Source organism: Bacillus sp. PS217, from assembly GCF_037963535.1.
Taxonomy (GTDB): Bacteria; Bacillota; Bacilli; order Bacillales; family Bacillaceae; genus Bacillus; species Bacillus subtilis.
In genome coordinates this window covers 1,703,546-1,729,298 of sequence record NZ_CP150157.1, presented here as the reverse complement: position 1 = coordinate 1,729,298, position 25,753 = coordinate 1,703,546, and the positions used below count along the sequence as shown (strand labels likewise).

General features: G+C 41.6%; 30 protein-coding genes. All 30 read right to left on the bottom strand.

Going from position 1 to position 25,753, the window contains the following annotated elements:
- Window positions 1–4: 4 nt before the first annotated feature.
- Window positions 5–1,156, bottom strand: coding sequence for a 1-deoxy-D-xylulose-5-phosphate reductoisomerase (gene dxr / locus NSQ83_RS09095; protein WP_003245155.1), 1,152 nt, complete (start codon window positions 1,154–1,156; stop codon window positions 5–7).
- 61 nt (window positions 1,157–1,217) lie between these two features.
- Window positions 1,218–2,027: a phosphatidate cytidylyltransferase gene (gene cdsA / locus NSQ83_RS09090; protein WP_080481272.1), complete on the bottom strand. Its 810-nt coding sequence runs from the start codon at window positions 2,025–2,027 to the stop codon at window positions 1,218–1,220.
- A 3-nt stretch (window positions 2,028–2,030) separates the two neighbouring features.
- Window positions 2,031–2,813: an isoprenyl transferase gene (locus tag NSQ83_RS09085; RefSeq protein WP_003231925.1), complete on the bottom strand. Its 783-nt coding sequence runs from the start codon at window positions 2,811–2,813 to the stop codon at window positions 2,031–2,033.
- A 130-nt stretch (window positions 2,814–2,943) separates the two neighbouring features.
- Window positions 2,944–3,501: a ribosome recycling factor gene (gene frr, locus NSQ83_RS09080; RefSeq protein ID WP_003231927.1), complete on the bottom strand. Its 558-nt coding sequence runs from the start codon at window positions 3,499–3,501 to the stop codon at window positions 2,944–2,946.
- A 1-nt stretch (window position 3,502) separates the two neighbouring features.
- Entirely contained in the window at window positions 3,503–4,225 is a 723-nt protein-coding gene (gene pyrH / locus NSQ83_RS09075; RefSeq protein ID WP_003220923.1) for a UMP kinase, read from the bottom strand.
- Between the two features lie 145 nt (window positions 4,226–4,370).
- Window positions 4,371–5,252, bottom strand: a complete 882-nt coding sequence (tsf, locus tag NSQ83_RS09070) for a translation elongation factor Ts (RefSeq protein WP_003231929.1) — start codon at window positions 5,250–5,252, stop codon at window positions 4,371–4,373.
- A gap of 101 nt (window positions 5,253–5,353) precedes the next feature.
- Entirely contained in the window at window positions 5,354–6,094 is a 741-nt protein-coding gene (rpsB, locus tag NSQ83_RS09065; RefSeq protein ID WP_003220918.1) for a 30S ribosomal protein S2, read from the bottom strand.
- A 143-nt stretch (window positions 6,095–6,237) separates the two neighbouring features.
- Window positions 6,238–6,741, bottom strand: coding sequence for a swarming motility protein SwrB (gene swrB, locus NSQ83_RS09060; protein ID WP_015252089.1), 504 nt, complete (start codon window positions 6,739–6,741; stop codon window positions 6,238–6,240).
- A gap of 28 nt (window positions 6,742–6,769) precedes the next feature.
- On the bottom strand, window positions 6,770–7,534 hold the full coding sequence (gene sigD, locus NSQ83_RS09055; protein WP_003220911.1) for an RNA polymerase sigma-28 factor SigD: 765 nt from the start codon (window positions 7,532–7,534) through the stop codon (window positions 6,770–6,772).
- A gap of 22 nt (window positions 7,535–7,556) precedes the next feature.
- A complete protein-coding gene (cheD, locus tag NSQ83_RS09050; protein ID WP_003244852.1) occupies window positions 7,557–8,057 on the bottom strand; it encodes a chemoreceptor glutamine deamidase CheD in 501 nt (166 codons plus the stop codon).
- Entirely contained in the window at window positions 8,054–8,683 is a 630-nt protein-coding gene (gene cheC / locus NSQ83_RS09045; protein ID WP_003231935.1) for a CheY-P phosphatase CheC, read from the bottom strand. Before cheC ends, cheD begins: the two co-directional genes overlap by 4 nt.
- A gap of 18 nt (window positions 8,684–8,701) precedes the next feature.
- Entirely contained in the window at window positions 8,702–9,172 is a 471-nt protein-coding gene (gene cheW / locus NSQ83_RS09040) for a chemotaxis protein CheW (protein WP_003231938.1), read from the bottom strand.
- Window positions 9,173–9,193: 21 nt separating this feature from the next.
- Entirely contained in the window at window positions 9,194–11,212 is a 2,019-nt protein-coding gene (cheA, locus tag NSQ83_RS09035; RefSeq protein WP_015483230.1) for a chemotaxis protein CheA, read from the bottom strand.
- Window positions 11,213–11,217: 5 nt separating this feature from the next.
- Window positions 11,218–12,291, bottom strand: a complete 1,074-nt coding sequence (gene cheB / locus NSQ83_RS09030; protein ID WP_080529321.1) for a protein-glutamate O-methylesterase CheB — start codon at window positions 12,289–12,291, stop codon at window positions 11,218–11,220.
- 1 nt (window position 12,292) lies between these two features.
- Window positions 12,293–13,189 carry a flagellum location/number ATPase FlhG gene (gene flhG / locus NSQ83_RS09025; protein ID WP_198878782.1) on the bottom strand — a complete coding sequence of 299 codons (897 nt, stop codon included), beginning with the start codon at window positions 13,187–13,189 and terminating at the stop codon, window positions 12,293–12,295.
- Window positions 13,180–14,280: a flagellar biosynthesis protein FlhF gene (flhF, locus tag NSQ83_RS09020; protein WP_198878781.1), complete on the bottom strand. Its 1,101-nt coding sequence runs from the start codon at window positions 14,278–14,280 to the stop codon at window positions 13,180–13,182. The genes flhG and flhF overlap by 10 nt, the downstream gene beginning before the upstream one ends.
- Window positions 14,280–16,313 (bottom strand): flagellar biosynthesis protein FlhA, encoded by a 2,034-nt coding sequence (flhA, locus tag NSQ83_RS09015; protein ID WP_003231947.1) that lies wholly within the window; start codon window positions 16,311–16,313, stop codon window positions 14,280–14,282. Before flhA ends, flhF begins: the two co-directional genes overlap by 1 nt.
- 32 nt (window positions 16,314–16,345) lie before the next feature.
- Window positions 16,346–17,428, bottom strand: coding sequence for a flagellar biosynthesis protein FlhB (gene flhB, locus NSQ83_RS09010; protein WP_003231949.1), 1,083 nt, complete (start codon window positions 17,426–17,428; stop codon window positions 16,346–16,348).
- Window positions 17,428–18,207: a flagellar biosynthetic protein FliR gene (fliR, locus tag NSQ83_RS09005; protein ID WP_003245510.1), complete on the bottom strand. Its 780-nt coding sequence runs from the start codon at window positions 18,205–18,207 to the stop codon at window positions 17,428–17,430. Before fliR ends, flhB begins: the two co-directional genes overlap by 1 nt.
- A gap of 7 nt (window positions 18,208–18,214) precedes the next feature.
- Entirely contained in the window at window positions 18,215–18,484 is a 270-nt protein-coding gene (gene fliQ, locus NSQ83_RS09000; protein WP_003220888.1) for a flagellar biosynthesis protein FliQ, read from the bottom strand.
- A 14-nt stretch (window positions 18,485–18,498) separates the two neighbouring features.
- Complete coding sequence (gene fliP / locus NSQ83_RS08995) at window positions 18,499–19,164, bottom strand: flagellar type III secretion system pore protein FliP (protein WP_003245692.1); 666 nt, start codon at window positions 19,162–19,164, stop codon at window positions 18,499–18,501.
- Complete coding sequence (fliZ, locus tag NSQ83_RS08990; protein ID WP_198878780.1) at window positions 19,157–19,816, bottom strand: flagella biosynthesis regulatory protein FliZ; 660 nt, start codon at window positions 19,814–19,816, stop codon at window positions 19,157–19,159. Before fliZ ends, fliP begins: the two co-directional genes overlap by 8 nt.
- 14 nt (window positions 19,817–19,830) lie before the next feature.
- A complete protein-coding gene (gene cheY / locus NSQ83_RS08985; RefSeq protein WP_014476812.1) occupies window positions 19,831–20,193 on the bottom strand; it encodes a chemotaxis protein CheY in 363 nt (120 codons plus the stop codon).
- Between the two features lie 25 nt (window positions 20,194–20,218).
- Window positions 20,219–21,355 carry a flagellar motor switch phosphatase FliY gene (gene fliY / locus NSQ83_RS08980; RefSeq protein ID WP_198878779.1) on the bottom strand — a complete coding sequence of 379 codons (1,137 nt, stop codon included), beginning with the start codon at window positions 21,353–21,355 and terminating at the stop codon, window positions 20,219–20,221.
- The gene (gene fliM / locus NSQ83_RS08975) at window positions 21,345–22,343 is read right to left on the bottom strand and encodes a flagellar motor switch protein FliM (RefSeq protein WP_003220879.1); all 999 of its coding nucleotides are present in this window, start codon (window positions 22,341–22,343) and stop codon (window positions 21,345–21,347) included. The genes fliY and fliM overlap by 11 nt, the downstream gene beginning before the upstream one ends.
- A gap of 33 nt (window positions 22,344–22,376) precedes the next feature.
- A complete protein-coding gene (gene fliL / locus NSQ83_RS08970) occupies window positions 22,377–22,799 on the bottom strand; it encodes a flagellar basal body-associated protein FliL (RefSeq protein ID WP_003231964.1) in 423 nt (140 codons plus the stop codon).
- Entirely contained in the window at window positions 22,796–23,011 is a 216-nt protein-coding gene (swrD, locus tag NSQ83_RS08965) for a swarming motility protein SwrD (RefSeq protein ID WP_003231966.1), read from the bottom strand. The genes fliL and swrD overlap by 4 nt, the downstream gene beginning before the upstream one ends.
- Before the next feature lie 39 nt (window positions 23,012–23,050).
- Complete coding sequence (flgG, locus tag NSQ83_RS08960; RefSeq protein ID WP_003231968.1) at window positions 23,051–23,845, bottom strand: flagellar basal body rod protein FlgG; 795 nt, start codon at window positions 23,843–23,845, stop codon at window positions 23,051–23,053.
- 21 nt (window positions 23,846–23,866) lie between these two features.
- Entirely contained in the window at window positions 23,867–24,289 is a 423-nt protein-coding gene (flgD, locus tag NSQ83_RS08955) for a flagellar hook assembly protein FlgD (protein ID WP_003231970.1), read from the bottom strand.
- A complete protein-coding gene (locus tag NSQ83_RS08950; protein ID WP_198878778.1) occupies window positions 24,286–25,749 on the bottom strand; it encodes a flagellar hook-length control protein FliK in 1,464 nt (487 codons plus the stop codon). Before NSQ83_RS08950 ends, flgD begins: the two co-directional genes overlap by 4 nt.
- Window positions 25,750–25,753: the final 4 nt, after the last annotated feature.

Genomic DNA, 25,753 nt, shown 5'->3' with positions numbered 1-25,753 from the left:
CACCTTATGTGAGTATTGAATTGACGTATCCCCGGGTATCTTTGTCCACTTCTTGAATGTCCGCCAGGCTCGGTTTTTTCAGTAATTGATGGCGGGTTAGTGCCTTTTCGATACAGTCTTCAATAGCCAAAAACGGTATCTTGCCAGCTAAAAAGGCAGCGACAGCTACTTCGTTTGCCGCATTTAGCACTGTCGGCATTGTTCCTCCTATTTTACCTGATTCAAAAGCAAATTGTAAGCATCGGAACCTGTCAAAATCAGCTTTCTCAAAATGAAGGCTGCCGATTTCCCATAATTCAAGCCTTTTCGCATCTGGTAATGGCAATCGGTCAGGATAAGTGAGCGCATATTGAATGGGGACTCTCATATCCGGAGTTCCGAGCTGTGCGATCACACTTTTATCATGGAACTCAACCATTGAATGGATGATGCTCTCCTTATGTAAAACCACATCAATTTGTTCATAAGGTATATCGAAAAGCCAGTGTGCCTCGATCACCTCTAATCCCTTATTCATCATTGTAGCCGAATCAATTGTAATTTTTGCACCCATTGACCAGTTTGGATGTTTTAATGCATCTTCAACTGTTACTGATTCGAGCTCCTCCCGCGTCTTGTCCCGAAAACTTCCGCCGGATGCCGTAATGATGAGGCGTTCAATGTTTTTAGCCTGTTCGCCTTGAAGAGCTTGAAAAATGGCTGAATGCTCACTGTCAACAGGCAGCAGCGGAACATCATATTTCTTAGCATGTTCTTTTACTATATGCCCTGCAGTGACAAGAGTTTCCTTATTTGCAAGCGCAATTGTTTTTTTCTGTTCAATTGCCTTTAATGTCGGGATAAGACCGACGCTTCCAAGCAAAGCGTTGACAACAATGTCAACCTCCTCCATCACTGCTGCTTCTATCAGTCCTTCTTCTCCCAGCCCGATTTGGCATTCAAAAGAAAAAGACATTTGTTTTAATTTATGATATGTATCCAGATCACCGACAGAGACAAACTTCGGCTGAAAGACCTCAATCATTGGAACGGCCTTATCAATATTTCTGCCAAACGACATAGATACCAGCTGAAATTGGTCTTGATGTGCACGCAGTACATCAAGAGTCTGTTCGCCGATTGATCCTGTTGCTCCTAAAAGACAAATATTTTTCAAAGTTGCCACTACTCCTATTCTTATTGCTGCATGATCAGTCTCATATTCATATTAGACTTTTTTATGAAAAAAGGGCAAGCAGAAAGTACAAGAAAGGCATGACAAACAAGAAACTGTCAAAACGGTCTAATATACCGCCATGCCCGGGAAGAATATTCCCAGAATCCTTTACATCGTAATGTCTTTTCAAGGCGGATTCCACTAAATCTCCAAGTTGTCCGAAAACAGACAAAAACAGCGTGATCAACAGCAGATAGATATACGGGATCGGAAGTTGTGCAACAAGCTGAAAAATCGTCGCCAATACAAGTGCGATGACAATTCCGCCTGCAAACCCTTCCACTGTTTTATTCGGACTGATTTCAGGCCACAGTTTCCGCTTCCCAAGCGATTTACCGACAAAATAGGCACCGGAATCGGTGGACCAAATGACAACACACGCGTAAAAAATGTATGTTAATCCGTATTGGTCAAGATTTCTGATTTCGATAAAATAATGAAAACACATTCCGATGTAAATTGCTGCAAGCGTAATAAACCCGACTTCATCAAAAGTAAAGGTGTTCTTGACCAACACTGTGTAAGTCAGCAATAGCAGTACCGCAAATAAAGCGATTTCCATTTTGGAAATTCCGCCCGCTTCAAAAAACGAATACTGGCTTGGCAATAAGAACATCCACAATAATAAAAGACCGATCAAACCAGGCAGTGAAACCAGCTTCAGCTTTTTCATCCGTAAAAGTTCAAAAAGCGCCACACTGCCCATAGCATAAATTAATATGGTGAACGGCAATTTCCCGACAATAACCAAAAATAAAAATACAATTGCTGCCAGAACACCTGTCAAAATTCTTTGTTTCATGTCCACCATCCTCTAAATTCCGCCAAACCTCCGGCCTCTCTGCTGAAACTCTCCTAACGCCTGCAAGAAGTGATCTTCTTTAAAGTCAGGCCACAAGACGTCAGTAAAGACAAATTCACTGTAGGCAACCTGCCATAGCATAAAATTACTCAGCCTTATCTCGCCGCTCGTTCGAATTAAAAGTTCAGGATCCTGCAAAGATTCAGTCATCAAATAAGTAGAAAAAAGCGATTCATCAATGTCTTCAATATTCAAAGAGCCTTCCTTCACTTTTTCCGCGAGTGATTTTGCAGCACTGACAATTTCAGTACGGCCTCCATAGTTAAGAGCAAAATTAAGGATCATTCCGTCGTTTTGCGCCGTGTCCTGTACAGCTTTTTCAATCGCACGTAATGTGTGCGCCGGCAAAGCCGTTTCATCCCCAATGATCCGAACCTGTACATTTTCCTCAACAAGCTCTGGAAGATACGTATTCAAAAATTCTTCCGGAAGCTTCATTAAAAAATCGACCTCCATTTTCGGTCTTTTCCAGTTTTCTGTTGAAAATGCATACAATGTCAGTACTTTGACACCTAATTCGTTTGCGAGCTTCGTGGTCCTTTTTACCACCTTCATCCCTTCATGGTGGCCTGCAATTCTGGGAAGAGAGCGTTTTTTAGCCCAACGGCCATTTCCATCCATGATAATGGCGATGTGTTCGGGAATTTCTCCCTTAAGTATGTCTTCTTTTGTATAACGTTCTAAGTTGGAAGCCGCAGTTTGCTGATTCTTCCAATTTTTGAGTATGTTGAGCATGAGATTCCTCCGTCACCCAAAAAGGTTACATTCCCTGCTGATAATCAATGTAATCAACAGTATTAACAAAAAAACCCCCTGTAAACATGAGAGGGTCTTTTCACTATTATCTATTGTACATAGTTTTTCATTAAACTTCCATGATTTCTTTTTCTTTGTCTTTTGTGACACTGTCAATTTTTGACACATATTCATCTGTCAGTTTTTGAACGTCTTCAGTGGAAGCACGCAGTTCATCCTCAGTAATGTCTCCGTTTTTCTCAAGTTTTTTGAGATCATCGTTAGCATCACGGCGAACGTTACGAACAGCTACTTTTGCTTCTTCAGCATATTTTTTTACAACTTTCACTAATTCTTTCCGTCTCTCTTCTGTTAGTGCCGGAATTGCAATTCGAATCATATTGCCGTCACTTGTTGGTGTAAGACCTAAATCAGCTTTTAAAATCGCTTTTTCGATATCACCGATTGCTGTTTTATCGTATGGCGTGATAACGAGCATACGAGCTTCAGGCACGTTAATAGAAGACAACTGATTTAAAGGTGTCTGCGCTCCGTAATATTCAACCGTTACTTTATCTAATAATGATGGATTTGCACGGCCTGCGCGTACAGTAGCCAATTCGCGCTGATAAGCAGCAATTGCTTTTTCCATTTTTTCTTTTGTTTGAGTTAATACTTCTTTTGACACGTTATTTCCCCCTCACGATCGTTCCGATTGATTCACCGATAACGGCACGTTTGATATTTCCTTCTTCCATAATAGAAAAGACGATAAGCGGAATGTCATTGTCCATGCATAAAGAGGAAGCTGTTGAATCCATGACTTCCAGGCCGTCTTTAAGAACGTCAAGATAAGAAAGTGATTCATACTTAACAGCTGATTCATCTTTTCTAGGATCAGCATTATACACACCGTCAACGTTATTTTTAGCCATTAAAATAACGTCTGCCTCAATTTCAGCAGCCCGCAGTGCAGCTGTCGTATCAGTTGAGAAATATGGGTTTCCTGTGCCCGCAGCGAAAATAACGACACGTTTTTTCTCTAAGTGGCGTATCGCTTTTCTTCTTATGTACGGTTCAGCAACTTGTCTCATTTCAATGGATGTTTGCACTCTGGACTGGATTCCGAGTGTTTCCAAGCTGTCTTGAAGAGCAAGCGAATTCATTACTGTCGCCAGCATTCCCATATAGTCAGCAGTCGCGCGGTCCATGCCCAGGTCACTTCCTGTTTTTCCGCGCCATAAGTTGCCGCCGCCTACTACAACAGCCACTTCGACTTCAAGCTCAGCGATTTCCTTCACTTGCTTTGCAATGGATTGAATGACAGTCGGGTTAATTCCATTTCCCTGTTCTCCTGCCAATGCTTCCCCGCTAAGCTTTAATACGATACGTTTGTATTTTGGTTTTTCCATGATAACCTCCAAGTGTAAACATTGCCGTTTTCTATTATGCAAGAGAAAAAAAGGTTTGTAAATATAGTTTTAAAAATAGGGAACACAAAATGTGTCCCCTATACTGCCTGAAAAGACGCGACTTAGCCGCGAAATCTTTTCACCATTATTTTTTCACTTGGTTCATTACTTCTTCAGCAAAGTTTTCTTGACGTTTTTCGATGCCTTCTCCAACTTCATAGCGGACAAAAGTTTGAACAGTAGCGTTTTTCGCTGCAATAACTTGTTTCACTTTTTCATCTGGGTTTTTAACGAACGCTTGGTCTAATAGACAAATTTCTTCGAAGAATTTGTTCAGACGGCCTTCAACCATTTTCGCTACGATGTTTTCAGGTTTGCCTTCTTGGAGGGCTTGCTGAGTTAAGATTTGACGCTCATGATTTGTTTCTTCTTCAGATACTTGATCACGAGAAATGTAACGAGGGTTAACTGCAGCAACGTGCATTGCGATATCTTTCGCAGTTTCTTCATCAGTTGTACCGTTGAGAACAGTTAATACACCGATGCGGCCGCCCATGTGAAGGTAAGCACCGAATGCAGAGCTGTCGTCTTTTGTAAGAACTGTAAAGCGGCGAAGAGTGATTTTCTCACCGATTTTAGCAACTGCGCTTGTGATGTACTCTTCAACAGTTGAGCCATTTTCCATTTTTTGACCCATTGCTTCTTCAACATCTGCTGGCGTGTTTGCAAGAAGGTGGTCAGCTAAAGTGTTAAGAAGCTCTTTAAAACCTTCGTTTTTCGCAACGAAATCAGTTTCAGAGTTTACTTCTAGGATAACGCCTTTGTTGCCGTCAGTTTTAATAAGAGTAGAACCTTCTGCTGCGATACGGTCAGCTTTTTTCGCTGCTTTTGCAATCCCTTTTTCTCTTAAAAGATCAATTGCTTTGTCCATATCTCCGTCAGTTTCAGTTAACGCTTTTTTACAATCCATCATGCCCGCGCCAGTTTTTTCACGCAGTTCTTTTACTTGCTGTGCAGTAATTGCCATTTGTATTCCTCCTTATATGTTTAAACAAGAGTATGTATATTACACATTTTTCTTGAAAAAAGGTGATAAAAGGCAGTCCCTCTTATCACCTTTTGAATAGGTTACGCAGTTGTTGTTTCTGTTTCTGGTGCAGTTTCTTCAGCAACTTCCGCTTCTTCTTCGCCTTGCTTCGCTTCTAAGATTGCATCTGCCATTTTAGAAGTTAGAAGTTTAACAGCGCGGATAGCGTCATCGTTCGCTGGGATAACAACATCGATTTCATCTGGATCACAGTTAGTATCTACGATACCGATGATAGGGATGTTTAATTTGCGAGCTTCCGCAACAGCGATGCGCTCTTTGCGAGGATCGATGATGAATAATGCATCAGGAAGATCCTTCATATCTTTAATTCCGCCTAGGAATTTTTCAAGACGCTCTAATTCTTTTTTCAATTGAACGACTTCTTTTTTAGGAAGTACATCAAACGTACCGTTTTCTTGCATTTTTTCAATGTCTTTAAGACGTTTAATACGTTTTTGGATTGTTTCAAAGTTTGTTAATGTACCGCCCAACCAGCGTTGGTTGACATAGTACATGCCAGAGCGTTGAGCTTCTTCTTTAACAGAATCTTGAGCTTGTTTTTTTGTTCCGACGAAAAGGATTTTTCCGCCTTCAGCAGCAAGATTTTTAGTGAAGTTGTAAGCTTCCTCTACTTTTTTGACTGTTTTTTGAAGGTCAATGATGTAGATTCCGTTACGCTCCGTGAAAATGTAACGCTTCATTTTTGGGTTCCAACGGCGTGTTTGGTGACCGAAGTGAACACCAGCTTCAAGCAATTGCTTCATAGAAATGACTGACATGTTATTTCCTCCTAATATAATGGTTTTTTTCCTCCGCTTAGGTCATTTTTGTGCAGAACTGCCGCCTGCAGCACCCTCTGCATAAATCGTTAAGCGTGTGTATTTAACACCAAGACATAATATAACACAGCTTTATCCGACAATCAAGAATCCTTTACACCTTTGGAGCGAAATTTTAAAAATAGCTCGATTTCTGTCTTTCCGCTCTTCATTTTCTGGGCAATTTGACTTGCCGAATATCCCTGTTCATATAATTCTATGACCTGGTCTTCAAATGATTGGACCTCACTGTTTACGATCTCTTCCCGACGGTCAACCTCTGTAATCAGACCTTCAATATGTTCAGGAAGATTCTCTGCCTCTTGAACTGGATCCCGCTCTTGATATGTTTCAGAGTGCTGAAGGCCTGGCTTTTGGGATTCTTCATCTGATTGACTTGCAGATGAAGCTTTATTTTCTATCAGTTTCTCATTTTCTTCTTTTAATTCAAGCAGAAATGCCGCCAAGGTGTTTTCCGTCTCTTCAAGTATCTGTTTTTGCTGTTTTTCTGTTTCTTTCACTGCAGCGAGCCTCGTATACAGGATAATGACAGCGTACAGAAGAACGCCGTGGAGCGTAAAGCTTAAAAGCCATAATAGTGTTGACATGTTTTTCACTCGCTAACCATGAAATTCATTATTGTATCACTTTTTCCAGCAGATTCTTTAATTTAAATAATGCCTTTGAATGGATCTGAGATATGCGGGACGTAGAAAGATTTAATACTTGTCCGATTTCTGTCAGTGTCAACTCCTCTTTGTAGAACAAACTCACAACCAGCTGTTCTTTTTCAGAGAGTTCGTGAATTTTTTCCGCAAGCTGTGCAATCAGTTCATCCTTCATAATCTTTTCTTCAGGCGGAACATTTTTGTCATCTCTGATCATGACTTGAATGTTTTCCCCGTCATCTTGATCATGGAGCTTTTCATCAATCGACAGCAGATTTGCAAAAAAACCTTCATTCATTGTTGACACGACATCCTGTACCGTCATTCCGAGTTCCTCTGCAATTTCCGCGGGCGATACATTCCGAAGATACCGCTGTTCAAGCTTTTCAATTGCCGCTTCAACCTTTTTTGTTTTTTCGCGTGAGGTTCTGGGCAGCCAATCTTCTTTACGAAGCCCGTCTATGATTGCGCCGCGAATTCTAAACGAGGCGTAGGTATCAAATTTTAAGTCCCGGCTGGGGTCAAATTTTTCAAGGGCATCATATAAACCAAGCATACCAAGGCTCATAAGATCGTCTTTATGCACTGATTTCGGCAGCCCGACAGAAATTCTGCCTACATGATATGTGACAAGCGGCATGTAACGGCGCATTAAGTCGTCACCGGCTTTAGGATCTTTCCACTCTTTCCAGCGCGTCCAAAGCACCTGATCTTCATAATTCAAGGATTGCATTGTTATCCCCCTAATACCTTAATTAAATCGTTTTTTCACCTTGTTTAACAGTTCGAATATGCAGCATGCAGGACTTCGGTTCAAATTCTATCGTCCGGCCGCTTGAGCCGCCCGTATCTTCACTAATAATAGGAATATTAAATAAAGACAGCTGTTCTTTTATCGCTAATACATTTCTCGGTCCGATCTTCATCAAATCATTTGTCGATTTAAATTTAAACATCTCTGATCCGCCGGCCAGCTTTGCTTTTAATGCAAATTTCCGGCATCCCGCTTCTATCAGCATATCAATCGTGGTCTGTACGGCGGTGTCAGCGTACTTAGCCCGGTTGAGCTCGGCAGTTTTCGATAACGTCGAATCCGGAAGCATGACATGAACAAGACCCGCCGTTTGCTTTTCTTTATCATAAAGCACCAGCCCCACACATGAGCCCAAACCAGAGGTCCGGATGGTATCCGGGAAGCGGGCGATCTTCACGTCAGCAATCCCAACCTTTATAACAACAGCCTCAGTTGTACTCATAATGATGCACCTAAGGCGACAAAGAGCTTTTCAAATGAATCATAGTCCGGCAGCATAAACATATGCGCTTTTAGCTCCTGCTGATGGCTTTGGTCAAAAATTGACGTGTCGACAACAATGGCGTGTTCTCCAACCTGACTGAGCTCCATCAGCCCTTCGCTGATCACAGCTCCGAACATGTCCAATGAGACTTCAGGAACACTTGGATAGAGCTGGAGTTTCGTCAAATCCGCCAAAGCTGTTAAATATGACCCCGCTAAAATATTGCCCAGTTCATGCAAAGCGGATGAGCTCATGTGGTCTTCACCTAAGTCCTCTATGTCAAAATCGGGGTTTCCAATAAGCTCTCTGATAAACTGCTCCGCCTGAAAAAAAGGCATTATAAAGAACATTGAACCCGTTAAATCGCCTTCCATTCTTAAAAAGATGCTGGCAACCGGGACATCGGCGCCGCCGAAAAAATCAACAAGCTCATCAAAAGACAGCAGCTTTGCAAATGGGACTTCCATATCTATCTTTCTATTTAACAGCTGGGCCATTGCAGAGGCGGAGTGGCCGGCGCCTATATTGCCGACTTCCCGCAAAATGTCCATCTGCTCTTCTTTGATTCCATTAAAAATACTCATGTCATAACCCCTTTAAGATTAAGCTTGATCGGGCACAGCGGACTGAGATGATTCTTTATCCAAAACCGCGTTCGCATCAATAATATTTAAGAGTCTGTTCTCTTGTTTCACAATCTGTTCGATCGACACATCCGTATCTTTCTGAACGCCTTCTGGAGCAGATTCTATTTCACTTTCGTGTACGGTAATCACATCATTCGCTTCATCCACAATCCAGCCGACTTCAATATCACGATAAGCAATAATGATAATTCGTGTTTCATCGGTAATTTCATACTCTGGCAAATTCAGGCGTTTTCTTAAATCAATAACCGGAGTCACCACCCCGCGTAAATTGATTACCCCGCAAATATATGGTTCGACGCCAGGTACCCTCGTTGGCTTTTGCCATTTTTCAATTGATTTCACCTGAGTGACGGAAATGGCATATTCTTTGCCATTTACCATAAAGACTATCATTTTTTCGCCTGTTTTAATTTCTGCAGTCATGTGAGACACCTCCTCGAATGGTTAAATAATCAGTGCATTACAATCAATAATGAGCGCTACTTCTCCGTCTCCTAAAATAGTAGCTCCGGAAATTGCAAAGACGTTTGTTAAATAATCTCCGAGTGATTTCAGCACAACTTCCTGCTGGCCAATAAAGGAGTCCACCACAAATGCAGTAGGTTTGTCGCCTTTTTTCACGACAATGATATGGAGCTGTTCCGCATCTTTTCTTGTATCTTCTATTTTAAACTCTTCTTTTAAATAAACGACAGGGACAATATGCCCTCTAAAGTCAATCACTTCACGGTCATGCGTTTGCAAAATGTCTTTTCTGTCAATAACTGCTGTCTCAATGATTGAAGAAATCGGAATGGCAAATGTCTCTTCTTCCAACTTAATCAGCAGAACTGAAATAATAGACAAGGTAAGCGGCAGCTGGATGCTGAATAGAGAGCCTTGACCCTCGGCTGATTTCACACTGACTGAACCGCCAAGAGACTCCAGTTTGTTTTTTACAACGTCAAGTCCTACACCGCGGCCGGAAATATCAGAAATTTGGTCAGCAGTTGAGAACCCCGGAGCAAAAATCAATTCGTAAATTTGGTTGTCTTCTAAGGTTTCAGCTTCTTTTTCCGTTATGACCCCTCGCTCAAGCGCTTTTTCCAGAATTTTTTTGCGATTAAGGCCTGCGCCGTCATCCTCTACTTCGATAAAGACATGGTTGCCGCTGTGATAAGCTTTAAGCACAACTTTTCCTGATTCCGGTTTTCCCTTTTGCAAACGTGTTTCCGGCGCCTCGATACCATGGTCAATACTGTTTCTGATCAAGTGAACGAGTGGATCTCCGATTTCATCAATTACTGTACGATCCAGTTCAGTTTCCGCACCGATGATCGAGAGTTCAATTTTTTTATTCAGCTCTTTCTGAAGCTGGCGAATCATTCTCGGGAATCTGTTAAAAACGGTTTCAACCGGGACCATTCTCATATTCAGAATAATCGATTGCAAATCTCCGGAAATTCTCGTCATTCGTTCAACCGTTTCAGTCAGTTCATTGTGCTCAAGCTCTTTCGCAATCTGCTCGAGACGCCCGCGGTCAATGACAAGCTCTTCAAATAAGTTCATTAAAGAATCAAGCCTGTCAATGTTGACACGAATTGTTTTAGATCCGCCGGCTGAATGCTTCGCCTGTTCATCGTTTTTAGCAGGCTGTTTTTGTTTCTCCTGCTTCGCAGGTACAGCTGCTGCTGGTGAATCTTCTTGCTTAGATTCTTCAGGCTTTTCAGCTGATGTTAAAGGAGCCCCTTGAATGACTTCAACATGCTCAATTTCCGACACACCATTGATTAATTGTTCAATGTCTTCCGCTGATTGATGTGTTAAGAAACAAACTTGAAAGTCAGTTCCAAAATCTTCTGTTTCAAGCACTTCAGCACTTGGAATTGTTTTGGCTACTTCTCCGACTTCATTTAGTTTTTCAAACACCATATAGACACGAACTGCTTTTAACATACAGTTTTCGTTCAGAGAAATCTTGATTTCATATCGTTTGAAGCCTTGCTCCTCCGCTTCTTGTATAACTGTGCGTTCAAATTCATCATATTCCCAATCAGATGCTGAACTCTGTGCTTCTGCAGGTTCCGCGGAGGCAGCGGATTCAGCGTGCGCACCATTCACATCAAGCTTGGCACTCACTTCTGAGATATCTCTTTTACCATCCCCGCCATCAATAATAGACTGAACCATTGCTTCCAGGTGATCCAGAGCTTCAAACAAAATATCCAGCCAGTCTGAGGTGACTGCCATGTCTCCGTTTCGGATTGCATCCAGCACGTTTTCAAGCAGATGGGTAAGATGTGCTAAATCCGTGTAGCCCATCGTTGCGCTCATTCCTTTTAATGTATGGGCAGCCCTGAATATATCATGTACGAGCTGAAGATCAGTCGGGTCTTTCTCTAAAAGAAGAAGCTTTTCATTACATGTTTGTAAATGTTCTTTACTCTCATCAATAAAGACATCTAAATACTGATTCATATCCATTTGAATCACACCCTCTCTTTTTTCACACAGCTTGTGATGGATGCTGCGATATCTTCCACATGTTTAATCTCATGAATGAGACCCGCTTTAACAGCAGCTTTTGGCATCCCGTATACGACACAAGATTCTTCAGACTCCGCAATGGCTTTCACATTGCCGGCTGTTAGCATGTCCTTTAGCCCAGCAGTGCCGTCACTGCCCATGCCGGTCATGATAACCGCTACTTTTTCATAATCTGTCAGTTTCCCGACAGAACGGAATAAATAATCAGCAGATGGTTTATGACGGCTTGGTGTGTCATGGTTATCAAGCACAATCTGGAGTCCTTCGCTGTTTTTAATAACGGATATGTTTTTTCCGCCCGGTGCTATGTAAACACAGCCGTTAAGAGCTGCTTCACCATCTTTTGCTTCTTTTACCTGAATGTCAGATAAATGATTCAGCCGATCAGCCAAAGAAGCAGTAAACCCTTCAGGCATGTGCTGTACGACAACCACTGGTGCGTTCAAATCCTTAGGGAGCTTCGGTATCACCTTTTGTAACGCCCGTGGACCGCCTGTTGATGTGCCGATACACACAATTTGTCTGCCCGTGCCAGGTTTCGGTTTGCTTAATTCAGGCTTAAAGACAGCACGCACAATAGGTTCGGGCCGAACTGTCTGGGAAACAGGACGTTTCCGCTTGCCGGAAAGTCCTGCCGCGACGACACGCTCAACTAATTGTTCTTTAATTTTGTATAGATCCAGAGATATTGAGCCTGATGGCTTTGTGATAAAGTCAAAGGCACCGATCTCCAAACAATTAATTGTGCATTCTTTACCTTTCTCGGTCTGGCTAGACACCATAATGACCGGCAAGTTATAAATCTCAATAATTTTGCGGAGCGTATCTGTCCCATTCATGACCGGCATTTCAACATCTAGAGTAATAACATCCGGTTTTAATAATTCAATCTTCTTAAGCGCTTCTTCTCCGTTTCTCGCAGTTCCGATTACTTCTATCTGCTTTTCTTCGGTCAGAAAATCACTTATCATTTTTCTCATAAAAGCTGAATCATCAACTACAAGCACACGAATCAAATTAAGCCCTCCTCATTAAAAAAGAAGATAATTTCTCAATAAATGTCTGTTTGTCTTCTTTGTGTCTCGTTTCTTCTCTTTCAAACAAGGCGTCCGCTAAAATACGGACTGACCGGCTGGCTTTTGCCTGAGGGCTTTTTATGAAAAAAGGAACCTGTTCGACAACCGCTTTGCTCACGATCACATCGTCAGAAACGGAACCGGCAAACTGAACCTGAACATCCAAAAACATATGAATTGTACGGGAGAGGCGGGAAAAAGCGTCAAGCCCTTCCTTTTGGTCACGGCACCGATTGACAGCCACCTTCATTGAAAGCTTATTTTCTGTCAAAACCAAGTGCTTGACAGCGCTGTATGCGTCCATAATGGCCGTCGGCTCGGGAGTTGTTATAATCAAAATATCTTCTGCTGATAAAATAAAAGGCAGTTGATCTTTTGATAAGCCCGCTCCCATATCAAACAGCACATAATCGAACTGGCTTAATGCATGAGAAAGTTCATTGGCAAAAAACGTCCATTTTCTCTGATCGAGCTGAAACATCACATCCAGACCGGTTCCCCCTGATATATACCGCAAACCCTTTGGGCCAATGGATAATGACTGCAGCAAAGGCTTACGATCGGTTAAAACATCGATTATCGTGGCAGACGATGAATTTCCCATTAATATATCAATGTTCCCCATCCCGATATCAAGGTCGATGAGCAGCACCTTCTTACCTTTATCCTGCAGCGCAAGTGCCATATTTAAGGTAATATTGGATTTTCCGACACCGCCCTTGCCGCTGATGACAGCAAGTGTCTTCGCTTTTTGTGAATAAACCATCGGCAGAACGCGCTCACGTTTTTCCATTTTCGCCCGTAAAGTTGCTGCTTGGTCATATCTGTTCATCTGCACAGCATCCTCACAAAACCAAGTGGAGATACAGTCTGTATATCCTCAGGCACATTCTGTCCGTTTGTCATAAACCCGACACCTATTTTTGATTCTGCCAGTATATTAAATACAGAACCTAAGGAAGTCGTTTCATCTATTTTCGTAAAAATATACTGATTGACAGGGATGGATGAAAACCGTTTGACAATATGCTTCATATCTTCATATTTTGCAGTCGCGGATAAAACAAGAAATGACTGAATGCTGCTCTCAAAAGGAATCGTTTCTTTCAGTTCATCAATGTATTGCGGGTCCTTGAAGTTTCTTCCGGCTGTATCAACAAACACATGATCATACTCAGAAAATAACTCCTTCGCCTGCTGAAATTCTTCTTTTGTATAGCAAACTTCCAGAGGAGCCTGCAGCAGTTCAGCGTATGTTTTCAACTGTTCAACAGCTGCAATACGATACGTATCTGTTGTAATAAAAGCGATTTTTTTATGTTTTTCAAGCATAGATATGGCTGCGAGTTTAGCAAGTGTAGTTGTTTTACCAGCCCCTGTTGAACCAAAGAGAACGATATATTTTGAATGAATTGGCTCCTGCCACTTGTCTGCTGCGGGCAGCATATCGCATAGTATTTCCTGAAGTTTGCCGACAACATTTTCTTCAGTCAAGCCGCCTGCTTCAACAGAGAAGCGAAGCAATTTTTTCAGAGTGTTCGTTTTCGTAGACTCTTTGATCCCTGTTTCTTGCAAAAGCTTTTCTGCTTTTCGCAGCGGCTCAGGAAGTACAGATTGATATGCTGAAAAATCACCAAGCTCCTGTTGCGCCGGAATTTGAGGGGGATATGTTCTCTCCTCTATTTTCAGACTGCTGACCGGAGTTTTTAATGTTTGTTTCGGTTCAGCTGCCTTCTGAGGCATTTTTTTCTCAAGAAAGTCCTGATCCAATACGGCGATTACTTCAACAGCAGGCTTGTTGACGAGGCCAAACCATTTTCGCTTTTTAATTTTTTTCGAATTTAATATGACCGCTTCATTACCTAACTCTTTTCTGATGAGAAGTGCCGCTTCTTGCATTGAAGCAGCAGTAAATTTTTTTATTTTCATTAAATATCCACCACTCCAATGCTTTGTACCTCAACATTCGCCTCAAGTTCGTTATAAGAGAGTACCGGAAGATCAGGGAAGTATCGTTCCAGAAGCTGCTTCACATACATTCTGACAGGCGGCGAGCAAAGAAGAATCGCGGTTTCCTGACGTAATGAGAGCTGTTCAGCTTCTTTGGCGACAGAGCGCACTATACTTTCTGAAATATCTGGTTCAAGTGATAAATAGTTCCCGTGTTCCGTCTGCTGCACACCGTCTGCTATTGCTTTTTCTACACGGCCCGAACAAGTAACAACCTTCAACACTTCATTTTCTTTGGCAAACTGGGCTGTAATTTGTTTAGCAAGCGCTTGTCTTGTATACTCTGTCAAAAGATCAGAATCTGTTGTTAATTTCCCATAGTCAGCAAGTGTTTCAAAAATCGTTACTAAGTTTCGAATTGAAACTTTTTCTTTTAAAAGCTTAGCAAGCACTTTCTGAATATCACCGACAGACAATGGATTCGGCGTAACCTCTTCAACCAGGACTGGATACGATTCTTTCAAGTGATCGATCAGCTGTTTTGTCTCCTGCCTTCCGATCAATTCGTGGGCATGCTGCTTAATTTTCTCCGTAATATGCGTTGAAACGACTGATGCAGGATCAACTACTGTATAACCAAGCATGTCGGCTTCATCCTTTACCGCTTCGCTAATCCATTTAGCCGGCAGCCCGAATGAAGGCTCCACTGTTTCAATCCCTTCAATGAGATCGTCCTCAGGAGTAGGCGACATCGCTAAATAATGATCAAGCAACAACTCGCCTTTTGCTACTTCGTTTCCTTTAATTTTCAATCGGTATTCATTAGGCTGCAACGCTATATTATCTCTGATTCGCACGACAGGAATGACAAGCCCGAGTTCCAAAGCCAACTGACGGCGTATCATAACAATTCGGTCTAATAAATCACCGCCTTGATTGGCATCAGCAAGCGGTATCAGGCCATATCCAAACTCAAATTCTATCGGATCTATATGCAGAAGCTGAACAACACTTTCAGGGCTTTTAAGCTCGTCCACCTCAGCCTCTTCCTCAAGAATCTCATCCACTTCTTCTTTTTCCTTACCTGATTTAGATAGTGTATATGCGCCAAAAGCAAGCAATCCCGCAAGCGGCCCCGTCAGAAGGATGCCGATCGGAGTGAAAATACCTAAAAGCATGATCGTAGCTGCTGCGACGTATAAAAGCTTTGGATACGCAAACAGCTGGCCTGTAATGTCATGCCCTAAGTTTCCTTCAGAGGCAGCTCTTGTGACCACAATACCCGTAGCCGTAGAAATTAACAGTGCCGGGATTTGCGAAACAATTCCATCCCCTACAGTCAGCATCGTAAAGTGTGAAGCAGCCTCTTGAATGGACATGCCCTGCTGAAGCATCCCGATCACGATTCCGAAAATAATATTGATCATCACAATGATGATTCCGGCAATGGCGTCACCTTTTACAAATTTACTGGCACCGTCCATTGCTCCATAAAAGTCTGCTTCTCTTGCCACTTTTTCGCGGCGATGCTTCGCTTCCTGTTCGGTAATCATCCCTGCGTTTAAATCAGCATCAATACTCATCTGCTTCCCAGGCATTGCGTCCAGCGTAAACCTTGCTGCAACCTCGGAAACACGTTCAGCACCTTTTGTAATGACGATAAACTGAATAATAATAAGGATGATAAATACAACGAGTCCAACTAATACATTTCCGCCGACAACGAAATTTCCGAAAGTCTCGACGACTTTACCTCCTTCACCGTGTGAAAGAATTGAACGGGTAGTTGAGACGTTCAAGCCCAAACGAAATAGGGTCAAAAGCAGCAACAGTGACGGAAAAATCGAAAACTGAAGCGCTTCCTGCATATTCATTGTGGTGAGAAGCACGATCAACGCAAGAGAAATATTAATAATGATCAAAATACTTAACAGCCATGGAGGAAATGGAATCACCAGCATCGCCACAATGAGGACAACACTTATTAAAACGGATAAATCTCTTGTTGACATGCTGTTTTTTCTCTCCTTTTAAATCGAAAAATTCAATATACTTTTTGTTTTGTTTTATATACGTAAGCCAGAATTTCTGCTAAAACTTTAAAAAATTCTTCCGGCACTGCCTGGTCAATTTCCACCTGATCATATAACGCACGGGCAAGCGGTCTGTTTTCTACCATCATGACATCATGCTCTTTAGCAATTTTCCTGATTTTTAACGCAAGGTGGTCGACGCCTTTTGCAACAATATAAGGTGCGTCCATTTTTTCTTCATCATATTTCAAAGCAATCGCATAGTGAGTCGGGTTTGTGATAATGACATCTGCTTTTGGAACTTCCTGCATCATCCGCCTCATCGCCATTTCCCGCTGTCTTTGTTTAATTTTAGACTTGATAATCGGGTCTCCTTCAGATTTTTTGTACTCATCTTTTATATCTTGTTTTGACATTTTGATATTTTTCTCATAGTCAAATCTCTGATATAAATAGTCGAGACCAGCAAGAATCAACAATGCACCTGCACCGCTTAGTCCCATCCACAAAGTGAGTTTTGAAACGAAAGAAAGTGCCTCTTCGGGTGTCAGGAGAGGAAGCCGGAGAATTTCTCCATAATGCAGCCAAAGCACAGCAAAAGCCGCAAAACCAACGACTACGATTTTCAAAATTGATTTAATCAGCTCTACAATCGCCCTCATACTGTATATTCGTTTAAAGCCTTTGATCGGATCCAGTTTTTCAAGCTTAGGCTGTATCACTTCAGCAGAAAATAAGAACCCAACCTGCATATAGTTGCTTACGACTCCTGCAACAAGAGCAACAAGCAAGATCGGTGCGAGTATCATGCCCATATCCTTTAATAAGCTGACAAACAATGTATGCACATTTGATTCTGAGAGCTTCATTGTGAGCGATTCGGTATAAAATGTTTCTATGAATGACAGCAGCCTGTCTCTCATATACGGACCAATTGCAATAAGCGAAAGGAATATTACCAGTAAAGAAACGGCGGTATTGACATCCGAGCTTTTGGCTACTTGCCCTTTTTTTCGCGTATCCTTCCGTTTTTTCGGAGTGGCTTTTTCTGTCTTCTCTCCCGCAAAAAACTGCAGGTCAACTCTAAGCTTCATTAAGAAACACCGACCAATGCTAAAAGATTCCGCATCGTTTCAATCGTTAAACTGAAAACATTCCGGACAACGACGAAGATAACGGACATACATACAATGAGCATAATGAAACTGACAGCGATCTTTAAAGGCAGACCGACCACAAATACATTTAACTGCGGAACAGTTCGAGCCACGATACCTAATGCTAAATCAACTAGAAACAAACTGGCCACAACCGGCGCTGACATTTGAAAAGCGATAATAAACATTGCATTAAAGCTTTTCGCAATAAAATAGGCAAACTTTTCATCGCCGAAATTCGGAAATGCCTGATCAACTGAAATATACTGAAAGCTGTAGTAAATACCATCCAGCAACAAATGGTGGGCATTGACACTTAGCATAAACAAAAGTGCCATCGTATAGATAAACTGGCCAATCAACGGACTTTGTGCACCGGTTTGCGGATCAATAACGTTTGCTATTGAAAATCCCATTTGAAAATCAATAAACGAGCCGGCAATCTGCACTGCGGCAATCATCATATAAGCAATTAAACCCAGACATAGGCCGACCAAAGCTTCTTTAAACGCCAAAAGCATATAGTGCTCATCTATCTCCAAAGAGGGCGGTTTATCAATGGTGCTGAAACAAATGACCGCAAGAAAAAAAGCAAAACCTATGCGATGAACAGCTGGCACATTTCGATGTCCAAATAGCGGAATCGTTACAAAAAAAGCAGAGATTCTAATAAAAACCAATAAAAAAGCAGGAAATAAGTCAATAATTGAATTCATCTCTACATTACCCTGCAAAACGATTTAAATTAGAAAACAGCTCTGTTGTAAATGAAAGAATCGTCGACAGCATCCACGGACCAAAAAAAATGAGAGCCAGGAGAACCGCCACGATTTTCGGAATAAACGCCAAAGTCTGTTCCTGGATTTGAGTTGTCGCCTGAAATATGCTGACAATTAAACCGACCAGTAAAGCAATAGCCAATAATGGCCCGCTGATCATCAGCGTTACGTATACGGCTTTTTCCGCCATAGAAATTACAAATTCTGAACTCACGTTTAGCACCTACCCTAAAAGCTCTGAAGCAAAGATTTCACAATTAAATACCAGCCGTCTACCAAAACAAAAAGTAATATTTTAAAGGGCAGAGAAATCATAACTGGAGGCAGCATCATCATTCCCATTGACATCAAGACGCTCGCCACTACCATATCTATAATTAAAAAAGGGATAAAAATCATAAAACCTATTTGAAATGCTGTTTTAAGCTCCGATATGGCAAAAGCCGGAACCATTGTTGTTAACGGAATATCCTTTAATGATTCAGGTTTATCCATTTTCGCGTAATTCATAAACAGCGCCAGATCCTTCTGCCTTGTGTGTTTACTCATAAATTCTTTAATCGGTTCCTCAGCTTTCGTATACGCTTCATCCAAGCTGATTTTGTTGTCCATTAATGGGGTCAGCGCTTCTTTATTAATTTCTGAAAAAGTAGGAGCCATAATAAAAAATGTTAAAAACAGCGCAAGCCCGATTAGAACCTGGTTTGGGGGCATAGATTGCGTCGCAAGTGAAGTTCTGACAAATGACAGAACAATGACGATGCGAGTAAAACAAGTCATAAGAATCAATATTCCAGGCGCCACTGAAAATACAGTTAACAATAATAGTAATTTAACAGTCGAACTTACGTTTTCCGGATCGCTTGAACTGAAAATATTTATAAACTCATTCATGATGACGTGGGCCTTTCTTCTTTCCTTCAGAACGGTTTTGTTTTAACTCTTCAAGTTGCTCTTTTAATGCTTTTGAAAATGAAGGCAGTTTTTGCTGCGGCTGATGTTCAGAACTCTTAAGCGGCTTCACAAACTTTTGCCACTCTATTTTGCTTGACATTGCCTCTTCATGCTGACTGAGAATGACTTCAATCTCTTTTTCATCCTCAATTTCTTTCAGCAGCTGGATCGTCTCTCCTACACCGACGATGAGCACACTTTTTCCGACCTTGATCAATTGTATGGATCTGTTCTGGCCGACCGATGTGCCGCCAATATTTTCAACATATTGAAAAGGCTTTAGGAGCCGATTTCTTTTGTTCATGAGCTTAACCAGCCCGTAAATCAGCGCGATAACAAACAGTAAAGCGAAAATCATCTTTACAAAATCAAAAGCTGAGACAGAAGGAGCAGCCACTCCCTCCGTCTCATCAGCAGTTTTTGTTGTTTTCTCTTTCTTTTGTTCTGACTTATCTGCAGTTTTTTCATCTTTCTTTTGAAACCATTCGTTTACAGTTGAATTATCAGAGTCTGCCGCGGCAGCAGCAATCGGATGTACACTGAATAAAACGAAAAAACAAATAAAAACAATAAAATATTGACTCTTTTTCAACAGTCGTACACCCTTTAACTTAATGTTTTGTTGATTGCTTCAAGCACACGGTCAGCCTGGAAAGGTTTCACAATGAAATCCTTAGCGCCGGCCTGAATGGCATCAATAACCATTGATTGCTGTCCCATAGCAGAACACATGATGATTCTTGCCTGCGCATCAATTTGTTTAATTTCTTTTAATGCTGTAATACCATCCATTTCTGGCATCGTGATATCCATAGTAACAAGGTCAGGTGAATGCTCTTTATATTTCTCTACCGCTTGTGCTCCATTTTCAGCTTCCGCCACAACTTCAAAACCATTTTTAACCAAAATATCTTTAATCATCATTCGCATAAATGCTGCGTCATCTACAATTAAAATTCTATGTGCCATAATCTATCTCTCTCCTTGTGTTTCGTTATTTTAAATTATTAATGCGCTCTGCCTGGCTTAAAATGTCAGTGACTCTCACTCCGAAGTTTTCTTCAATGACAACGACCTCGCCTTTGGCAACGATACGCTGATTAACTAAAATATCTACAGGCTCACCGGCTAATTTATCAAGCTCGATAATACTTCCGGCAGAAAGCTCTAAAATCTCTTTTACGCTTCTCTTCGTTCTGCCAAGCTCCACAGTAATCGAAAGCGGGATATCCAAAAGCATATCCAGATTATGAATAGGGGCTTGTACAGCTTCGTTTGGATCAAACGCGGAAAATTCCACCGGTGAAACCTGAACTGGCGCTGCTTTTTTTGCTGTTCCCTGCCTTTTTGGCGGCTGCTGCTGTTGCTTCGGTTCAATACGCGGCTCTGGCGTCACAGGCTCTTTCGGCTGTTCGTATGTAACTTCAGGCTGCACCGTTTCTTCTTTCTCTGCACTTTCTGAGTTCATAAGGCTTGAAATTAAATCTTTCGCAAATGTCAATGGGTAAAGCTGCATAATGCTGGAGTCTATTAATTCTCCCACCTTTAAGTTGAAAGAAACTTTCACCAGCATTTCATCATCAGGAATACGGTCTGTACCCTTTTCTTCAGTAACATCCAGCAATTCAACCCGAGGAGGCGAAATATCAATTTTTTTACTGAATACAGTAGACATTGATGTGGCAGCCGATCCCATCATTTGGTTCATTGCTTCTTGAACAGCACTTAAATGGATTTCACCCAGTGAAGGGTCCGCACCTTTTCCGTCTCCCCCGATCATTAAGTCAGCAATGATCGCCGCGTCACTTTGTTCCACGACTAACAGGTTGCTTCCGCTGAAGCCCTCCGTATAATTCACTTCAATCGCTACATACGGTTCAGGAAACGCATCGCTGATTTTACTTCTTGGAATGACCGTTACGCTTGGAGTCGTAATATCGACCTTTTGATTTAAAAGCGTTGACAGTGCTGTCGCAGAACTGCCGAATGAAATATTACCGATTTCACCGATCGCATCACGCTCCATTTCCGATAAGTCATCTACTTCCGGAACCTCTGGCTCATCAAGCGTGCTGCCAGTACCGTTAAGAAGCGCGTCAATCTCATCTTGAGATAATCTATTATTCTCCATCTTGTTCACCTCTTATGTCGTGATCTAAAATTTGCACTGCCTGTTTTCGATTCACCCGGCCGGCTTGTCCTAAAAATTTCGGCTTATCTCCGACCAATACAGTAAGAGGATCCGTGACTGATTTGTCCAAAGTTATGCAGTCTCCGACTTCTAAACTTAAAAACTCTTCTATCGTCAGTTCAGATGTGCCGAGCTCGGCCACGACAGGTATTTGTGCTGTCATGATACGTTTTTCAAGCGACTTTGTTTCCTCAGGCTTGGGCTCATTTCGGTCTGATTGCATCCAATAGTGGACTGAAAGCTTCGGTATGAGCGGCTCGAGTACGATATGCGGGATACAGAGATTAATGACACCGCTGATTTCACCAATTTGAGTATTGAGCGAGATCACCACGACTGTTTCATTAGGAGATACCATCTGAACAAATTGCGGATTCACTTCAAACTCAGTCATTTCCGGTTCAATATCAGCAATTGACTGCCAAGCTTCTTTATAATTACCCAGTGCATTTTCAAATAAATTAGAAATGATTTTTGTTTCAATTTCTGTCAAACTGTCAACCTTGTTATGACTGATTCCAATCCCGCCCATGACTCGATCCATCATCGTATAAGCTATCGTGGGGTTGACCTCCATCATAATTCTTCCTTCCATCGGATGAACATCAAATAGATTTAGAATCGTCATGTTTGGAATCGATCTGATAAATTCCTCATACGGAACCTGATCAACAGAACTGACAGATATGTGAATATAGGTTCTGAGCTGAGCAGAAAAATGAGTGGTAAGAAGTCTTGCAAAATTGTCATGAATTCTCGTTAAACTGCGGATCTGATCCTTAGAAAACCGCAGCGCACGTTTGAAATCATAAACCTTGACTTTCTTCTCTTTTTCTTCTTTTTTCAGCTCTTCAGCGTCCATTTCACCTGTTGATATTGCAGAAAGCAGTGCATCTATTTCATTTTGGGAGAGAACTTCTCCTGACATTTTCCTCACCTCCGTATTCTGTCAAATTATGCTTTATTGCAGATTAAAGGAGGTAATATACACTTTTTCTACTTTTCCTTCTTGGAGGTAGCTATTTATTTTATCTTTTAGTTCCTTCTTAAAGGTTTCTTTTCCCTTGTCTCCCTCAATCTGATCAGCATTCGTATCAGCCAGCAGTGATATAACAGCGTCTTTCACTTGGAAATCACGTTTCTCAAGTTCTTCTTTTGATTTATCAGAATCAGTTTCAAGTTTAATAGCAAGACGGATAATGTTATCAGACTTTAAATTTGTTGTGATCTCTTCTACATCAACAGAAGACGCAACGATTTCATCAATACTTTTTTTCGCTTCACTTTTTTCGGACTTTCCGCCTAAAACAAAATAAGCCGCCGCCCCGAGAGCACCAATTACGATAAGAATAATTAGTAATATGATCATTAACTTTTTCTTCATTCCGGTTCCTCTATTCCTTGATCCATTGCAAATATTTGTATTTTTCGGTAGAAAGCTGCGATCTTTTCCAGAACAGCTTCTTCATCTTCTTTTACTACAAACTTCTTACCATTTGACAGAGTAATTGTAGTATCCGGAAAACATTCAATCTGTTCAATAAATAGCGCATTCAGTGTAAAGGGCTGCCCGTTCAAACGGGTTACTTTAATCATAAAACAGCGGAGAAGCGATTACTCGCCTCCCCTCCCTCCTTAACGTTTAAGGTTAACCAGTTCTTGAAGGATTTCATCAGATGTTGTAATAATTTTTGAGTTTGATTGGAATCCGCGCTGGGCTACGATCATTTCAGTAAATTCGTCAGTTAAATCGACGTTAGACATTTCGAGAAATCCTGATTTAAGAGCACCAGTTCCGCCGTCACCAGGCTGGTTCGCTGCACTGGCCGTTCCAGAGTTTAAAGATTCACGGTATAGGTTGCTTCCGATTTTATCCAATCCATCACTGTTGGCAAAAGTAACAATCCCGATTTGTCCCCCGTCTTGTGTTTTCCCCTCAGCATCAACAATTGACACCTTTCCATCAGAACCAATGCTAAAGCTTTGAGCATCAGTAGGAATTTTAATTGTTCCGCCATTCATATTTAGTACATGGTAGCCATCACCTGTAACCAGTGTTCCAGTATTATCTAAATAGAAGTTCCCTGCTCTTGTATAAGCTGTCCCGTCACCTGTATCAATTCGGAAGTAACCGTCGCCGTCAATTGCTAAATCAAGTGTTCTTCCTGTGCTTTGTGTCGCGCTTGTTGAATGAATTGTATCAATTGTGCCAGATGATGAACCTAAACCGATTTGCTTAGAGTTTGTTCCGCCGATTGTTGCACCAGCAGCAGAACCGCCGGCAATGGTTTGGCTTACCATATCTTTAAAGGTCACACGGCTCTTTTTGAATCCTACTGTATTTACGTTGGCAATGTTGTTACCGATTACGTCAAGCTTTGTTTGAAAGTTCTTCATACCGCTGATTCCAGAATAAAGTGAACGTAACATAATATATTCCCCCAGATGTTTTTATTTAGATGATTGTCCCACAGACATGACATTCGCAGGACTGATCTCGGTCCCATCATCAAGAACGAGATAATAATTTCCTTTAAAATGTTTAACAGAGCTTACTGTGCCTGTTTTATCTGTTGCACTTTTACCATCAGTCCAAGATACTTCTTTTCCCATCCAATCAACATACGTTGTAAACGGATCTTGGTTTTCAACGAATTGAGTCATTGTCGTATTCAGATTCATCATTTGCTCCAAGCTTGAAAAAGTCGCCATCTGGCTGATAAATTCTTTATCGTCAATCGGGTTAAGCGGATCTTGGTTTTGAACTTGAGTCATTAATATTTTTAAAAACTCGTCTTTCCCCAAGCTGCTGTTGTTCGTCGACACAGTGTTCGTTTTTTCAGGCAGTTTATATTCTGAACTTATAGAAGTCATTCTTCTTCCTCCATTTCAACCATCGACACTTCATCGAGCAGATCGCCAAAATCATTTGATTGCTTTTTCTGTCTTTGCTGTCTCTGCCCCTCTTGCTGCTGTTTTTGTTCATCAGCAAGCTGGCCGTATATCGGCTGATCCCCGCTTTGGACGGGAAGAGTAAAACGGTCAATTTGGACGGCCATATTCGGCAATGATTGCTTCAGCTGAGGAAGATGCTGTTCAAGCAATTCTTTTGCTGATTGGCTAGATGCTATGATTTTACTCTGAAACATTCCATTTTCATTTGTCAGCTTGATTGTGACAAATCCTAAATGTTCAGGGTTCAGCCGAATAGTGAAACTTCCCGTCGATCTGCCGAAAGGCGTATATTTCATCTGCTTCCACGCATTAATCACTTGATCAGCCACCGTTTTTGTTTCGGCATTTGGTATATCAGATGACATCTGCTGCAGATCAAGTGTTTGAACTCCTCCTATGCCCCGATACCCCGAAAACAGCATTTGGAGTCCTGATTTACTATCTACAGGCTGAATACTTCCAGAAACATCCGATGCATTTTTGCTGGATGAACTCTGCGAGAGCGGTGTGAGAACACGCTTCCCAAAGTCTTGTGATGATTCGGATGATTTCGATAACAAGAAGGCTTTCAGCTGGCTTTCAGCTAGACTCCATTCTTTGGTCCCTTTTTGAGGAAGCATAGACATTTGGTCCATTAAGCTTTGAAAACTTTTCAGCTCTGACGCTGTCATGGAGTAAAGTTTTGAACTTGACTCAGCTTTAGTGAATATTTGCTGTTTAAGATCCTGAATGAGTTGTTGAGATACACCCTTTTTTTCTAATGCAGAAAGGAATTGATCTCCACTTTGGTAAATGGCATGAGCTTCATTCCCATTCCCGCGATCAGTCAGCTTATTCCCTTCTACGAGCTGGCTAATGAACATCTGGATATAGATAAGCTCTTTAGCAGGCTCGGATACTTCATTTTCCTCATTTGATTGCTCTGTATCAGACTTCAGTGCTCCATTAATGTCAGAAGCAGAATCATTGGCACTCAGAGCTGTTTTAGCTTCTGAAAAGATTTTCTCCGTTTCTGTGAGCAATTGATCCGTCCCGCCTGACATTTTTGATTCAACTGCTTGCAAAAGATTTTGCAACATTTGCAGAGCATTCGCATCCAATTGCTTCCCTGTCAGTTTGCTTAATGTTTGCAAAAGATCCGCATTTTGTTTGTCTTGATCTTCAGGACTTGCATTTAGCCATTCACCGATCTTTTTAAGCGCATCTGCTAAAAGCTGATCTTCGGAATTAGGAGTACCCTTTCCTTGTTCTGAAAGTTCCTTCAATCCAGCCTCAGACATAAGCCAGTTTTGAAAAACTCCCTGGCTACTTTTCATGTTTTTAGCGGCAGAACCCGTTGTGGTTTGCAGCAAAGGTCCGGCTAATTCAAGCAGCTTCACCTTT